The following is a 12,615-nucleotide window of genomic DNA, read 5'->3' on the forward strand; positions in this document are numbered from 1 at the left end:
AGGGCGCCTTTTTTCATGATCCAGGAACACGCTCAACCGCGCGGCGCGCTGCCGAAACCACCGGCCACACCCTTGCTGGCATAGGCCACCGCATCGTGCGGATGCAGGCTTTCCTGGTGCTCCACGCGGATATGGAAATCGCTCAAGGCCGCGTCGGCATCCAGCGCCTTCTGGATGCGGCGCGCCGCATCCTCGCAGAACATCAGGTTGCCGCCGTTGGCCAGCGCGAAGGCCTGTTCGTCCTCGCGCTTCACCGCGGTCTGCACCGGCGTGCCCAGCGCCTGCTCGGCGCGGTCGATCAGCTTGATCAGGTCGAAGCTGCCGCCTTCGGCGATGCGCACACGCAGCCGCGCCACGCTGCGCTGCGCATGCGGCGTGGCGACGATGCCGCGCTCTGAGCCGAGCCAGGCCAGCACGGCGGCATGGTCGAGCGGTGCGGTGGCGGCGAAGTCCCTGGCGAACTGGTCCTGGATCAGCTGCCGCGACAGCGCGGCCGAAGCCGGACAGGTGGACGAATAGACCACCTCGGTGCCGTACTCCAGCAGGAACTCCTCGCCCACCATGCTCGCTTCGATGCACACCGGATACGCGCGCCAGCCGCTGTTGCCGCTGCGCAAGGCCGGGCGGCGCACCAGCTGTTCGAAGCGGATGCTGAGGCAGGCGCGGTCGGATAGATCCTTGTGCGATTCCAGGAAGGCCCCCAGCAGTTCGCGCAGCGACTGCGCCGTCACCGCCTGCGTGCTCAGCGCATGTTCCACCAGCAGATACAGCCGCGACATATGGATGCCGCGCTGATCCGGCCGATGCAGGTTGACGAAGGCGCCGACCCGCGCGCTGGCGCGCTGCGGCTCGCCGTCGCCGGCGTCGAAGCGCACCGGCACCTCGATGCCGTCCATGCCGACCCAGTCCAGCGCACCGGCCAGATGCGGCTGCGCGTGATGGGCGACGTCGGGAAGCAGGCGTGCGGTTTGTTCGTGGGTGTACATGGGAAACCCTTCAGACGGGCATCGTAGCCGCGTGCCCTGACCTGCCTATCTTGGGACAGTGCAGGCCCGCGGCAATAGCACGGGCTCGGAAATGCCGCGCCGGCCGGCGCTCAGCCGGCCGAGCGCTGCCATTGGCGCGCCGCACGCCAGGCCTGCCAGGCCGTGCCGAAGCCGCTGCGCGACAGGCCGCTGCGCAGCACCGCCAGCGGGTCGGTGGCCTTGGCGGCGCGGCGGGCCAGCACGCGGCCGGTATCCGATTCCAGTGCGCGGAACACGCTCAGCGGCCCCAGCAGGCGCCCGGCGTCGCGCCAGGCGGCGGCGAGGTCGCCGAGCTGGGCGCGGATCGCCTGCTCGCGTGCAGGGCTGTCCTTGCGCAGGTCGCCGCGACTGAGGCCGAAACGCGCCATGCGCGCCATCGGCAGCGACAGGCGGTCGCGGTCGGCGTCTTCCTCCACCCGCAGCAGGGCGAACAGCAGGTGCGACAGCGTGGCGACCCGCGCGGCCTGTTCGGCGGACGCGGATTCGCCATACCACCAAGCCGTTTCCAGCCCGGCCAGCGCGCCATGCAATTGGCCGCTGGCGGCGAGCTGCGCATCGAAGTCGGCGGCGGTGCCCTCTTCCAGCTGCGCCATGCCGGCCAGCACCGGCGCCAGCCAGCGTTCGGCGGGGATGCGGCGCGCGCGTTCGTCGTCGAACAGCACCTGGGTCAGCGGATGGCGGCCGCCGCTGGCGGCGGCGCCGGAGAGTTCCTCGGCCCACCAGTTCAGCTTGACCGCGGCCACCTGCGGCTCGCGGATGCCGTAGGCGGCGGACAGCAGTTCCTGTTCCAGCGCAGCCAGCGCGATATGCCCGGGATAGCGCGCGCCATCCACGAAGGCCAGCGCGATGCGCTGGCGCGGCTGTACCGCCAGCCACTTGTCGACGTAGCTCTGCAGCGGGCCGCTGGGTTCGGCAGCGGTCATGCCGCGACGGTGCCGCGCTGGAGCAGCGCGGTGAGTTCGGACGGCGCGTCCAGCACCAGGTCGGCGTTCCAGGCATGCGGATCGCCGCCATCCAGATAACCCCAGGCCGCGGCCACCGTGTAGCAACCGGCGGCAGCGCCGGCCAGCACGTCGCGGCGGTCGTCGCCGACGAACAGGCAGGGCGCCGGATCCAGCCCCGCGCGTTCGCAGGCCAGCAGCACCGGCGCGGGGTCCGGCTTTTTCACCGGCAAGGTGTCGCCCGACACCACCGCGCAGGCGCGCTCGGCCCAGCCGATCTGCCGCACGATCTCGTCGGTGAGGAAGCCGGGCTTGTTGGTGACGATGCCCCAGCGCAGGCCTTGCGCCTCGATCAGGGCGAGCAGTGGTTCCACACCGTCGAAAGCGCGTGTCTGGCGTGACATGACGTCCTGGTAGAGCTCCAGGTAGCGCGGCACCAGGGCCAGCACGCCGGCTTCGTCGAGAGCAGGAAAGCCGACGCCGATCAGCGCGCGCGAACCGCGCGACACCACGTCGCGCACCGGCTCGTAGGCCGGCACGGGAGCGCCCTGCTCCGCGCACAGCGCCACCAGGGCGTCGTACAGATCGGGGGCGCTGTCGAGCAGGGTGCCGTCGAGGTCGAACAGCACGCCTTGAAGGTCTTGCGGGAGTGGTTTCATCAGGAGCGGGGCTTTATGCAGGTTTGCGCGCGCACAGCACGTAGTTGACCGAAGTGATGCGGCCCAGCCAGGCCTTGCGGTTCACCGGGTTGTAGCCGAGGCCGGTGACGTCCTCCAGTTCCAGTCCGGTGTGGCGCAGCAGGCGGCCCAGCTCGGACGGCTTGAGGAACTTGCCGTAGTGGTGCGTGCCGCGCGGCAGCATGCGCAGCAGGTATTCGGCGCCCAGGATGGCCGCGCCGAACGCGGCCGGCGTGCGGTTGATGGTGGACATGAAGACCAGGCCGCCGGGGCGCACCATGTTCGCCAGGTCCGCCACCAGCGCGGCCGGATCCGGCACGTGCTCGATCAGCTCCATGCAGCACACCGCATCGAACGAAGCCGGTTCCGTGGCGGCCAGCGCGGCCGAGGACTGCACGCGGTAATCCACGTTCAAGTTGGATTCGTGCAGATGCAGCCTGGCGACTTCGATGACCTTCTCGCCCAGGTCGATGCCGGTGACTTCGGCGCCGGAGCGCGCCAGCGCCTCGCTGAGCAGGCCGCCGCCGCAGCCCACGTCGGCGACGCGGGCGCCGCGCAGGTCCATGCGGGCCGCCACGTAGCCCAGGCGCACCGGGTTGAGGTCGTGCAAGGGACGCGATTCGCCGTCGGGATCCCACCAGCGGGCGGCCAGCTTGCCGAAGCGGGCGATTTCGTCGGGGCTGACGTTAGGCGAGGCTTGCATGGGGGTACCTCTGGGGGTGTTGCTTGCGGGGAGGCCGTAGCTTAACGCGCGTGCCACTCGTGAACGGTGAAATCCCACCCGCCGCTGACATAGGCCGGATCGGCATGGACCATCGCCATGGCCTGGGCCAGGTCGTCGCCGAACAGCAGGTAGGCGCCGCCGCTGCCATCGGCGAAGCCGCCGGTCAGTTCCAGCCCGCCGCCGGCACGCAGGCCTTCCAGGTAGTCGCGGTGCGGCTGCACCACGGCCGGGTCGAACCGCGCGTTGCGCATCACCAGCACCAGATAACGCTGCATGGGCTCAGGCCCCCGCATCGATGGCGGCGATGCGGTCGCGCCAGGCATGGGTGCGGGCGCGGATGCCGTCCACGTCCATGTCCACCAGCACGCGCCCGGCCAGTTTGCGGCGGCCGGCGATCCACACGTCGGTGACCTGGTGGCGGCCGGTGGCGTAGACCAGCTGCGAGGCCACGTGGAACAGCGGCTGGGTTTCCAGGTCCGACAGCCGCACCGCGGCGAAATCCGCCTGCTTGCCGGGTTCGATCGAACCGATCTTGTCTTCCAGGCCCATCGCCTTGGCGCCGTTGAGCGTGGCCGCGCGCAGCGCATAGGCCGCATCGAAGGCGGCGGCGTCGTTCGACACCGCCTTGGCCAGCATGGCGGCGGTGCGCATCTCGCCGAACATGTCCAGGTCGTTGTTGGAGGCGCAGCCGTCGGTGCCGATCGCCACGTTGACGCCGGCCCGGCGCAGCTGCTCGGCCGGGCAGAAGCCGGAGGCGAGCTTGAGGTTGGACTCCGGGCAATGCACCACCGACACGCCGGCCTCGGCGCAGGCGGCGATCTCGCCCTCGGTCAGCTGGGTCATGTGCACGGCGATCAAGCGGTCGTTGACCAGGCCCAGCTTCTGCAGGCGCTGGAACGGACGCAGGCCGGACTTCTGCTTCTCTTCTTCCACCTCGTGCGCGGTCTCGTGCGTATGCAGGTGCACCGGGATGTCGAGCTGGTCGGCGAGCACGCGGATGCGCTCGAAACTCTGGTCCGACACGGTGTACGGCGCATGCGGCGCAAACGCGGTGCCGATCAGCGCGTCGCCGCGGAAGCTGTCGTGCACTTCGGCCGCGCGCTCGAAGTATTCGTCCTGGCTCTTGGCCCAGGCGGTGGGGAACTCGATCACCGGCAGGCCGACCGTGGCGCGGAAGCCCAGGCGCCGGTAGGTGGCGCCGATCACGTCGGGGAAGAAATAGTTTTCGTTGGCGCAGGTGGTGCCGCCGCGCAGCATCTCGGCCACCGCCAGCTCCACGCCGTCGCGCACGAACTCCGGCCCGATCACCTGTCCTTCCACCGGCCAGATGTGCTGCTGCAGCCACACCATCAGCGGCAGGTCGTCGGCCAGGCCGCGCAGCAGGGTCATGGGGTTGTGCGTATGCGTATTGACCAGGCCGGGGATCAGCGCGTGCTCGCCCAGCTCGACGCGTTCGCGCGGCGCGTAGGCGGCGCGCGCGTCGGCGATCGGCAGCACGGCCAGGATGGCGCCCTGGTCCACCGCCACGGCGTGGTTTTCCAGCACGACGGCGTGCGGCTCGACGGGGACGACCCAGCGCGCTTCGATGAGAAGATCAATCACGGTGCTGCCGGGGTTCATGCATTACCTCGCCGATTCGATGCCGGAAAACCTATAAAAAACGGCACGGCGTCCGTGAGGCTGCCGTGCCGTTCGATACCGCTGCCGCGCTTACTTGCCGACGCGGCTGACGTATTCGCCCGTGCGGGTGTCGACCTTGATCACTTCGTCGGTGGTGACGAACAGCGGCACGCGCACCACGGCGCCGGTTTCCAGCGTGGCCGGCTTGCCGCCACCGCCGGAGGTGTCGCCGCGCAGGCCGGGGTCGGTCTCGGTGATCTTCAGCTCGACGAAGTTCGGCGGCTGCACCACGATGATCTCGCCATTGAACAGGGTGACCACGCACTCTTCCTCGCCCTTCAGCCACTTCGCCGCGTCGCCCATGCCGACCTTGCCGGCCTGGTGCTGCTCGAAGGTTTCCTGCTGCATGAAGTGCCAGTACTCGCCGTCGGAGTACAGGTACTGCATGTCGGTGTCGACCACGTCGGCGACTTCGAAGCTGTCGCTGGACTTCATGGTCTGCTCGGTGGTGCGGCCGTTCTTCAGGTTGCGGATGAAGATGCGGGTGAAGGCCTGGCCCTTACCGGGCTTGATGAAGTCCGCGTCGGTGATGACCCACGGGTCGTTGTTGTGAAGGATCTTCATACCCTTCTTGACGTCGTTGAGACCGACGGTGGCCATGCGCTTCTGCTCCAGAGGTGACACCGCCCGGGGGCGGCTACAATAGGGGATTGTCCGGGCCCTGGGCCCGATCCAAGGCCCGACATGATAACCGCAAGCCCCGCCGCCCGCCTATTGCCGACCGCCGCCGACTGGCGCGAGCTGTGGCGCGCGTCGATCACCGATGCCGGCGAACTGCTGCGCAGCGTGGGCCTGGAACACCTGGCCGGGCGCCTGCCGCCCGCCGACGCCGGCTTCGCCCTGCGCGTGCCGCGTGGTTTCGCGGCGCGCATGCGGCCGGGCGACGCCGGCGACCCGCTGCTGCTGCAGGTGCTGCCCCAGCTGGCCGAACTGGAGCAGGCCCCGGGCTATCTGATCGACCCGGTCGGCGACCTCGCCGCGCGCGAGGCGCAGGGCCTGCTGCACAAGTACGAAGGCCGCGCCCTGCTGATCGCCAGCGGCAGCTGCGCGGTGAACTGCCGCTACTGCTTCCGCCGCCATTTCCCCTACGGCGAGGAGATGGCCGCGGCCGGGCAGTGGCGCAAGGCGCTGGAGCATCTGCGCCAGGACGCCTCCATCACGGAGCTGATCCTGTCCGGCGGCGACCCGCTCTCCCTGGCCACACCCAAGCTGGAAGAACTCAGCCGCGGCCTGGCCGGCATCCCCCACGTGACCCGCCTGCGCATCCATACGCGCCTGCCGGTGGTGCTGCCCGAGCGCATCGACGACGCCTTCCTGGCCTGGTTCGCGGCACTGCCGCTGCAGAAGGTGGTGGTGCTGCACGCCAACCACGCCAACGAATTCGATGCCGCCGTGGATGCCGCCTGCCGCCGCCTGCGCGAGGCCGGCGCCACGGTGCTCAATCAATCGGTGCTGCTAAAGCAGATCAACGACGATGCCGATACGCTGGTGAAGCTCTCGGAGCGTCTGTTCACCGCGGGGGTCCTGCCCTACTACCTGCACCAGCTGGACCGCGTGCAGGGCGCGGCGCACTTCGAGGTGGACGACGCGCGCGCGCTGGAGCTGGTCGAGGCGATGCGCCGCCGGCTGCCGGGGTACCTGGTGCCGAAGCTGGTGCGCGAGGTCGGCGGAGACGCTTCCAAGCGCCCTGTCTGAAACTGAGTGCGCCGCGTCACTCCTAGGACTTTTTCGCTGGCGGATGTCATACGAATCCGTTAAAACCAAGCGCTGCCGGCCGGCGCCATGCCGGCCAGCCCCATCGACAGCTCGGGCGCCCATGGACCGTACAACGTGCCAATGAAGACAGACCTGGTCATCAAGATTCTTTTCATCGAGAAATCGGTCGAAGACGCGGAACAGATCGTCAGCCTGCTGCGCAACAACGGCATTGCCGTCCGGCCTGCGCGCGCCACCAATGCGGAACAGGTGCAGACCGCGCTGGAGGAACTGGGCCCCGACGTGGTGCTCTACGATCCCTCCGTCGGCACGGTCGCCCTGGCCGACCTGCTCCACCAGCTCGACGCCAACGGCCGCGACATCTCGGTGATCGCGGTGGTGCCGCAGGTGGACAACACCATCGTCTCGGACTTCTTCGTCAACGGCGTGCGCGCCATCGCGCTGCGCCCGCAGCCCAAGCAGCTGCTGGCGGTGGTGCAGCGCGAGTTCGAATCGCTCAACACGCGCCGCCAGGTGCGCCGCCTGGAGACCGCGCTGCGCGAATCCGAGCGCCGCTGCGATGCCTTGCTCGATTCCTCCACCGACGCCATCGCCTACGTGCACGAAGGCATGCACGTGCGCGCCAACCAGGCGTATCTGGACACCTTCGGCTACGCCGAATTCGACGACCTGCTCGGCCTGCCGGTGCTGGACATGATCGGCTCCACCCATGCCGAGGACTTCAAGGCCACGCTGAAGAGCCTGTCGCGCGGCGAGAAGCCCTCTTCGCCGATGGAGCTGCAGGCGCGCCGCGCCGACGCCAGCAGCTTCAAGGCCATGGTCGAATTCGCGCACGCCACCTTCGAGGGCGAGCCCTGCGTGCAGATCGTGTTCCGCCGGCAGCAGGTGGACCCGTCGGTGCTGGAGCAATTGCAGCGCGACCCGGTCACCGGCCTGTTCAACCGCGCGCGCATGCTCGAGTGCATCGACCAGGCGGTCGCCGCCGCTACTGAAGGCACCAAGGGCCAGTCGCTGCTGCTGATCGAGCCGGACAACTGGCAGGCGATCGTCTCCGGCATCGGCCTGGGCAAGGCGGACGAGCTGCTGGCGGCCTTCGCCGCACGCATCAACGCCCTGCTCGGCCTGGAAGACACCGCCGGCCTGCTGGCCGAGCACACCGTCGGCGTGATCCTGCATTCGCGCAACGACGACGGCATCAAGGAATGGATCGCCAGCCTGCAGCAGGCGGTGGCCAGCGAGATCTTCGACGTTGGCTCGCGCTCGCTCACCGTCACCACCAGCATCGGCGGCAGCCTGCTGGGCGAGAAGAACGCCAATACCGAACTGCTGCTGGAACAGGCCGGGCAGTCGCTGCGCAATGCGCAGAGCCTGGGCGGCAGCCGCTACGACCTGCACGACCCGGCGGCGCGCGAGAAGGCCGACGCCGAGCGCGAACGCTACTGGCTGGGCCAGCTGAAGCAGGCGCTGAGCCAGGACGAGTTCGTGCTGTACCACCAGCACATCATCAGCCTGCAGGATGCCGAGGGCGAGTTCTCCGAGATCCTGCTGCGCCTCAACGGTCCGCAGGGCGAAGTGCTGCCCGGCTTCTTCATGCCGATCGCGGAGAAGTACAACCTCACCCCGGCGATCGACCGCTGGGTGCTGAACCAGGCCATCCAGGCGCTGACCTCGCGCGAGCGGCTGGCCTCGCCGACCACGTTCTTCGTCAAGCTCACGTCCGGCTCGCTACAGGACGAGCAGCTAATTCCGTGGCTGTCGCAACGCCTGAAGCAGGCCAATCTGAAGCACGGCAAAATCGTGCTGGAGATGACCGAGAGCAAGGTGGTGACTTCGATGCGTCCGGCCCAGGTGTTCGTGCGGGCGTGGAAGCAGCTCGGCGGCCAGTTCGCGCTGGAGCAGTTCGGCTCGGGCCTCAATTCGTTCCAGCTGCTCAACCATATCGACGCGGACTACGTGAAGATCGACCGTAGCTACATGTCCAACCTGCCGCAGCAGCCGGACAGCCAGAAGAAGGTGGCCGAGCTGTGCCGCCAGGCGCGCGAGATCAAGCGCCTGACCATCGCCGAATGGGTGGAGGACGCGGCCAGCACCTCGCTGCTGTTCGCCTGCGGCGTGGACTTCGTGCAGGGCAACTTCCTGCAGGAGCCGCAGCGGCTGGCGATCACGCCGTAATCGTTCCGGGCCGCATCCGATCGATGCGGCCCGCCTGTCGCACAGGCATGAAAAAACCCGCGGATGCCAGGCATCCGCGGGTTTTTCTTCATGCGTTTTCCTGAAGCGGAAGCAGCAGCCGGATTACTCGGCGGCAGCGGCCTTCGCCTTGGCGGCGGCGGCGACGTCTTCCTTGATGCGGGCAGCCTTGCCTTCCAGGCCACGCAGGTAATACAGCTTCGCGCCGCGGACCTTGCCCTTGCGCTTCACCTGCACCGACTCGATGGCGGCGCTGTGCGACTGGAACACGCGCTCCACGCCGGTGCCGTGCGAGATCTTGCGCACGGTGAAGGCGGAGTTGAGGCCGCGGCTGCGCTTGGCGATGACCACGCCCTCGAAGGCCTGCACGCGCTCGCGGTTGCCTTCCTTCACCTTGACGTTGACGACCACGGTGTCACCAGGGCCGAACTCCGGCAGCTGGCGGGTGATCTGCTCGGCTTCGAACTGTTCGATGATCTTGTTCATGGCAACACCTATCTGATTTCAATGGCTGCGGTTACTGCTTGGCCGCATCGTTAGCTTGCCGCGTGAGCTCCGCTTGAGCGTGTTCGCGACGGAATTCTTCCAACAACGCACGGGATTCTTTATCCAGCGCACGTTGCACCAAGAGGTCCGGACGCCGCAGCCAGGTCCGTCCCAGGGCCTGCTTCAGGCGCCAGCGGCGGATCGCCGCGTGGTCGCCGGACAGCAATACCTCCGGCACGTCACCCAGTGCGTGGCGCACCGGCTTCGCGTAGTGCGGGCAATCCAGCAATCCGTCCGAGAACGAATCCTGCTGCGCCGACTGCGCGTCGTTGAGCGCCCCTTCCTGCAAGCGGCCGACCGCGTCGATGATCACCGCCGCGCCCAGCTCGCCGCCTGACAGCACATAATCGCCGATAGAAAGCTCTTCGTCGACCTCGTGCGCCAGCAGACGCTCGTCCACACCTTCGTAACGTCCGCAGAGCAGTGCGATGCGCGGCAGTTTCGCCAGCGCCTCCACCCTGCCTTGCGTCAGCCGCGCACCTTGCGGGCTGAGGTAAATCACGTGCACCGGTTCCGGTGCGGCCTCGCGCATGGCCTGGAGGGCCGCGCGCAGAGGATCGATCAGCATCACCATCCCGGGTCCGCCGCCACAGGTGCGGCCGTCCACGGTGCGGTAATTATCGGTGGCGTAGTCGCGCGGGTTCCAGGTTTCCACCTGGAGCAGCTCGCGCTGCTGGGCGCGCCCGACGACACCGACGGCAGCGCACTGGCGCACGAAGTCGGGAAACAGCGTGACGACGTCGAAGCGCATGACCCTCAAACTCCAGCTGCGGCGCAACCGCCGTCAGAATTCAGGATCCCAGTCCACCACCATGCGTCCGCCGGACAGGTCCACCGAACGCACGTAAGAACCCTGGACGAAGGGAATCAGCCGCTCGCGCTCGCCGTCCCTCACCACCACGACGTCGTTGGCCCCGGTAGCGAACAGGTGAGTCACCCGTCCCAGGACCACGTTCTCCGTGGTGACGACCTCGAGGCCCTCGAGATCGACCCAGTAATACTCGTCCTTGCCGGGAGGTGGCAGCTGCTCGCGGGGGACGTAGATGTCCTGCCCGATGAGCGCTGCCGCCGCGTCGCGTTCGTCGATGCCGGGAAAATAGGCGACTAAGCCCTTGCCCTGCGGACGACCTTTGACCCCGTGCAGTTCCTTTACCTCACCCGGCGCCGTGATGAGCAGCCAGGGCTGGTAGCGGAAAATCTGGGTGCGGGGCTCGGTCCAGGATTCGATCTTGAGCCAGCCCTGCACTCCGTACAGCCCGACGATGCGTCCTACCAGGACGCGCCGGCCGGCTGCGGTCACGCTCAGGCAGCCTGCTGCTTGCCGGCTTCCTTCACCAGGGAGGCGACCTTGTCGCTCAGCTGGGCGCCCTTGGACACCCACTCCTGGATGCGCACGACGTTCAGCTCAAGGCGCTTGTCCTTGCCCGAGGCAACCGGGTTGTAGAAGCCCACGTTTTCGATGTTGCGGCCGTCGCGCGCGCTGCGCGAGTCCGTGACGATGACGTGGTAGAACGGACGGCCCTTGGCGCCGCCGCGCGAAAGACGAATCTTGACCATAAGTAAAAGCTCCAGAGATGCCGGCTGTACCGGCAGCACGCCCGAGCACGGGCGCGGTAAACGCGGCATTTTAGGGAAGGAATGGAAAAAAGGGAATAGGCAGCGTTAAGAACGGGCAAAGAATACAGCCCGTTATCCCGCTTCCCGGCAAATCTTCAGCGCATGGGAGGCAGGCCGCCCATGCCGCCCATGCCCTTCATGGCGCCGCGCATCTGGCGCAGCAGGCCCTTCGAGCCGCCCTTGGACAGCTTGGACATCATCTTTTCCATCTGCATGTACTGCTTGAGCAGGCGGTTGACGTCGGCCGGCTGGGTGCCCGAGCCGCGCGCCACGCGGGCGCGGCGCGAACCGTTCAGCAGGTCGGGATGGCGGCGCTCTTTCTTGGTCATCGAATTGATGATGGCGACCATGCGCTTGATCTCGCCGTCGTTGACCTTGGATTTGACGTTGTCCGGCAGGTTGGAGACGCCCGGCAGCTTGTCCATCAGGCCGGCCAGGCCGCCCATGTTGGACATCTGCTCGAGCTGGTCGCGCATGTCGTTGAGATCGAAGCGCTTGCCCTTGATGACCTTCTCGGCCAGCTTCTGGGCCTTCTCCTGGTCGACCTTGCGCTCGACTTCCTCGACCAGCGACAGCACGTCGCCCATGCCGAGGATGCGCTGGGCCACGCGGTCCGGATGGAACGGCTCCAGCGCGTCGGTCTTCTCGCCGGCGCCCAGGAACTTGATCGGGCGGCCGGTGACGTAGCGCACCGACAGCGCGGCGCCGCCGCGGGCGTCGCCGTCGGTCTTGGTCAGCACCACGCCGGTGAGCGGCAGCGCCTCGGCGAAAGCCTTGGCGGTGTTGGCCGCGTCCTGGCCGGTCATGGAGTCGACCACGAACAGGGTTTCGACCGGGGTGATCGCGGCATGCAGCGCCTTGATCTCGGCCATCATCGCCTCGTCCACGTGCAGGCGGCCGGCGGTGTCGACCAGCAGCACGTCGATCACTTCGCGGCGCGCCGCGGCGATCGCGTTCCTGGCGATGTCGACCGGGTTCTGGCCGGTCTCGGACGGGAAGAACTTCACGCCGACCTGCTCGGCCAGCGTGCGCAGCTGCTCGATGGCGGCCGGACGGTAGACGTCGCAGCTCACCACCATGACTTTCTTTTTCTTGCGCTCGGTGAGGAAGCGCGCCAGCTTGGCCACCGTGGTGGTCTTGCCCGCGCCCTGCAGGCCAGCCATCAGCACCACCGCCGGCGGCTGCTGCGCCAGGTTCAGTTCGGTGTTGGCGGTGCCCATCACCGCGGTCAGCTCGTCGCTGACCACCTTCACCAGGGCCTGGCCGGGGCTCAGGCTCTTAAGCACTTCCTGGCCGACCGCGCGCACCTTCACGCGCTCGACCAGCGCCTGCACCACCGGCAGGGCCACGTCGGCTTCCAGCAGGGCGATGCGCACTTCGCGCAGGGCCTCGCGGATGTTCTCCTCGGTCAGGCGGCCGCGGCCGCGCAGGCGGTTGACGGTGGCGGAGAGGCGTTGGCTGAGCGACTCGAACATGGCGGAGTACGGCAGAGGGAAAGT

General features: G+C 68.1%; 14 protein-coding genes. 2 read left to right on the forward strand and 12 right to left on the reverse strand.

The window, feature by feature from the left end; all coding sequences use genetic code 11:
• Positions 1-32: 32 nt before the first annotated feature.
• The 7 genes from folE2 to efp all read right to left on the reverse strand — a co-directional run bounded on the left by folE2 (position 33) and on the right by efp (position 5,647).
• Positions 33-986 carry a GTP cyclohydrolase FolE2 gene (folE2, locus tag KK141_RS12445; RefSeq protein ID WP_214572437.1) on the reverse strand — a complete coding sequence of 318 codons (954 nt, stop codon included), beginning with the start codon at positions 984-986 and terminating at the stop codon, positions 33-35.
• Between the two features lie 110 nt (positions 987-1,096).
• Positions 1,097-1,948, reverse strand: coding sequence for a squalene/phytoene synthase family protein (locus KK141_RS12450; RefSeq protein WP_214572438.1), 852 nt, complete (start codon positions 1,946-1,948; stop codon positions 1,097-1,099).
• Complete coding sequence (gene gph / locus KK141_RS12455) at positions 1,945-2,625, reverse strand: phosphoglycolate phosphatase (RefSeq protein ID WP_214572439.1); 681 nt, start codon at positions 2,623-2,625, stop codon at positions 1,945-1,947. The genes KK141_RS12450 and gph overlap by 4 nt, the downstream gene beginning before the upstream one ends.
• 13 nt (positions 2,626-2,638) lie before the next feature.
• The gene (ubiG, locus tag KK141_RS12460) at positions 2,639-3,346 is read right to left on the reverse strand and encodes a bifunctional 2-polyprenyl-6-hydroxyphenol methylase/3-demethylubiquinol 3-O-methyltransferase UbiG (protein ID WP_214572440.1); all 708 of its coding nucleotides are present in this window, start codon (positions 3,344-3,346) and stop codon (positions 2,639-2,641) included.
• Positions 3,347-3,387: 41 nt separating this feature from the next.
• Positions 3,388-3,642, reverse strand: a complete 255-nt coding sequence (locus KK141_RS12465) for a YciI family protein (RefSeq protein WP_214572441.1) — start codon at positions 3,640-3,642, stop codon at positions 3,388-3,390.
• Positions 3,643-3,646: 4 nt separating this feature from the next.
• Entirely contained in the window at positions 3,647-4,987 is a 1,341-nt protein-coding gene (locus tag KK141_RS12470) for a TRZ/ATZ family hydrolase (RefSeq protein ID WP_214572442.1), read from the reverse strand.
• A gap of 90 nt (positions 4,988-5,077) precedes the next feature.
• Positions 5,078-5,647 (reverse strand): elongation factor P, encoded by a 570-nt coding sequence (efp, locus tag KK141_RS12475; RefSeq protein WP_214572443.1) that lies wholly within the window; start codon positions 5,645-5,647, stop codon positions 5,078-5,080.
• 84 nt (positions 5,648-5,731) lie between these two features.
• Here efp and epmB point away from each other — a divergent pair, with 84 nt between their 5' ends.
• Positions 5,732-6,742 carry an EF-P beta-lysylation protein EpmB gene (gene epmB / locus KK141_RS12480; protein WP_214572444.1) on the forward strand — a complete coding sequence of 337 codons (1,011 nt, stop codon included), beginning with the start codon at positions 5,732-5,734 and terminating at the stop codon, positions 6,740-6,742.
• A gap of 141 nt (positions 6,743-6,883) precedes the next feature.
• Positions 6,884-8,935: a bifunctional diguanylate cyclase/phosphodiesterase gene (locus tag KK141_RS12485; RefSeq protein ID WP_214572520.1), complete on the forward strand. Its 2,052-nt coding sequence runs from the start codon at positions 6,884-6,886 to the stop codon at positions 8,933-8,935.
• Between the two features lie 123 nt (positions 8,936-9,058).
• Here KK141_RS12485 and rplS read toward each other — a convergent pair whose 3' ends face one another.
• The 5 genes from rplS to ffh form a co-directional block, all read right to left on the reverse strand.
• Positions 9,059-9,439 (reverse strand): 50S ribosomal protein L19, encoded by a 381-nt coding sequence (gene rplS, locus KK141_RS12490; protein WP_214572445.1) that lies wholly within the window; start codon positions 9,437-9,439, stop codon positions 9,059-9,061.
• A 31-nt stretch (positions 9,440-9,470) separates the two neighbouring features.
• Complete coding sequence (gene trmD / locus KK141_RS12495; protein WP_167258072.1) at positions 9,471-10,250, reverse strand: tRNA (guanosine(37)-N1)-methyltransferase TrmD; 780 nt, start codon at positions 10,248-10,250, stop codon at positions 9,471-9,473.
• 33 nt (positions 10,251-10,283) lie between these two features.
• The gene (gene rimM / locus KK141_RS12500) at positions 10,284-10,799 is read right to left on the reverse strand and encodes a ribosome maturation factor RimM (RefSeq protein WP_214572446.1); all 516 of its coding nucleotides are present in this window, start codon (positions 10,797-10,799) and stop codon (positions 10,284-10,286) included.
• Between the two features lie 2 nt (positions 10,800-10,801).
• Complete coding sequence (gene rpsP, locus KK141_RS12505) at positions 10,802-11,056, reverse strand: 30S ribosomal protein S16 (protein WP_026635253.1); 255 nt, start codon at positions 11,054-11,056, stop codon at positions 10,802-10,804.
• Between the two features lie 155 nt (positions 11,057-11,211).
• Entirely contained in the window at positions 11,212-12,591 is a 1,380-nt protein-coding gene (gene ffh, locus KK141_RS12510; RefSeq protein ID WP_214572521.1) for a signal recognition particle protein, read from the reverse strand.
• Positions 12,592-12,615 lie beyond the last annotated feature (24 nt).

It is taken from the genome of Dyella sp. LX-66, assembly GCF_018599165.1.
Taxonomy (GTDB): Bacteria; Pseudomonadota; Gammaproteobacteria; order Xanthomonadales; family Rhodanobacteraceae; genus Dyella_D; species Dyella_D marensis.

Excerpts from the sequence above, each read along its gene's own strand:
- folE2 (WP_214572437.1), bottom strand. The coding sequence starts at position 986 with ATGTACACCCACGAACAAACCGCACGCCTGCTTCCCGACGTCGCCCAT.
- KK141_RS12450 (WP_214572438.1), bottom strand. The coding sequence starts at position 1,948 with ATGACCGCTGCCGAACCCAGCGGCCCGCTGCAGAGCTACGTCGACAAG.
- gph (WP_214572439.1), bottom strand. The coding sequence starts at position 2,625 with ATGAAACCACTCCCGCAAGACCTTCAAGGCGTGCTGTTCGACCTCGAC.
- ubiG (WP_214572440.1), bottom strand. The coding sequence starts at position 3,346 with ATGCAAGCCTCGCCTAACGTCAGCCCCGACGAAATCGCCCGCTTCGGC.
- KK141_RS12465 (WP_214572441.1), bottom strand. The coding sequence starts at position 3,642 with ATGCAGCGTTATCTGGTGCTGGTGATGCGCAACGCGCGGTTCGACCCG.
- KK141_RS12470 (WP_214572442.1), bottom strand. The coding sequence starts at position 4,987 with ATGAACCCCGGCAGCACCGTGATTGATCTTCTCATCGAAGCGCGCTGG.
- efp (WP_214572443.1), bottom strand. The coding sequence starts at position 5,647 with ATGGCCACCGTCGGTCTCAACGACGTCAAGAAGGGTATGAAGATCCTT.
- epmB (WP_214572444.1), top strand. The coding sequence starts at position 5,732 with ATGATAACCGCAAGCCCCGCCGCCCGCCTATTGCCGACCGCCGCCGAC.
- KK141_RS12485 (WP_214572520.1), top strand. The coding sequence starts at position 6,884 with ATGAAGACAGACCTGGTCATCAAGATTCTTTTCATCGAGAAATCGGTC.
- rplS (WP_214572445.1), bottom strand. The coding sequence starts at position 9,439 with ATGAACAAGATCATCGAACAGTTCGAAGCCGAGCAGATCACCCGCCAG.
- trmD (WP_167258072.1), bottom strand. The coding sequence starts at position 10,250 with ATGCGCTTCGACGTCGTCACGCTGTTTCCCGACTTCGTGCGCCAGTGC.
- rpsP (WP_026635253.1), bottom strand. The coding sequence starts at position 11,056 with ATGGTCAAGATTCGTCTTTCGCGCGGCGGCGCCAAGGGCCGTCCGTTC.
- ffh (WP_214572521.1), bottom strand. The coding sequence starts at position 12,591 with ATGTTCGAGTCGCTCAGCCAACGCCTCTCCGCCACCGTCAACCGCCTG.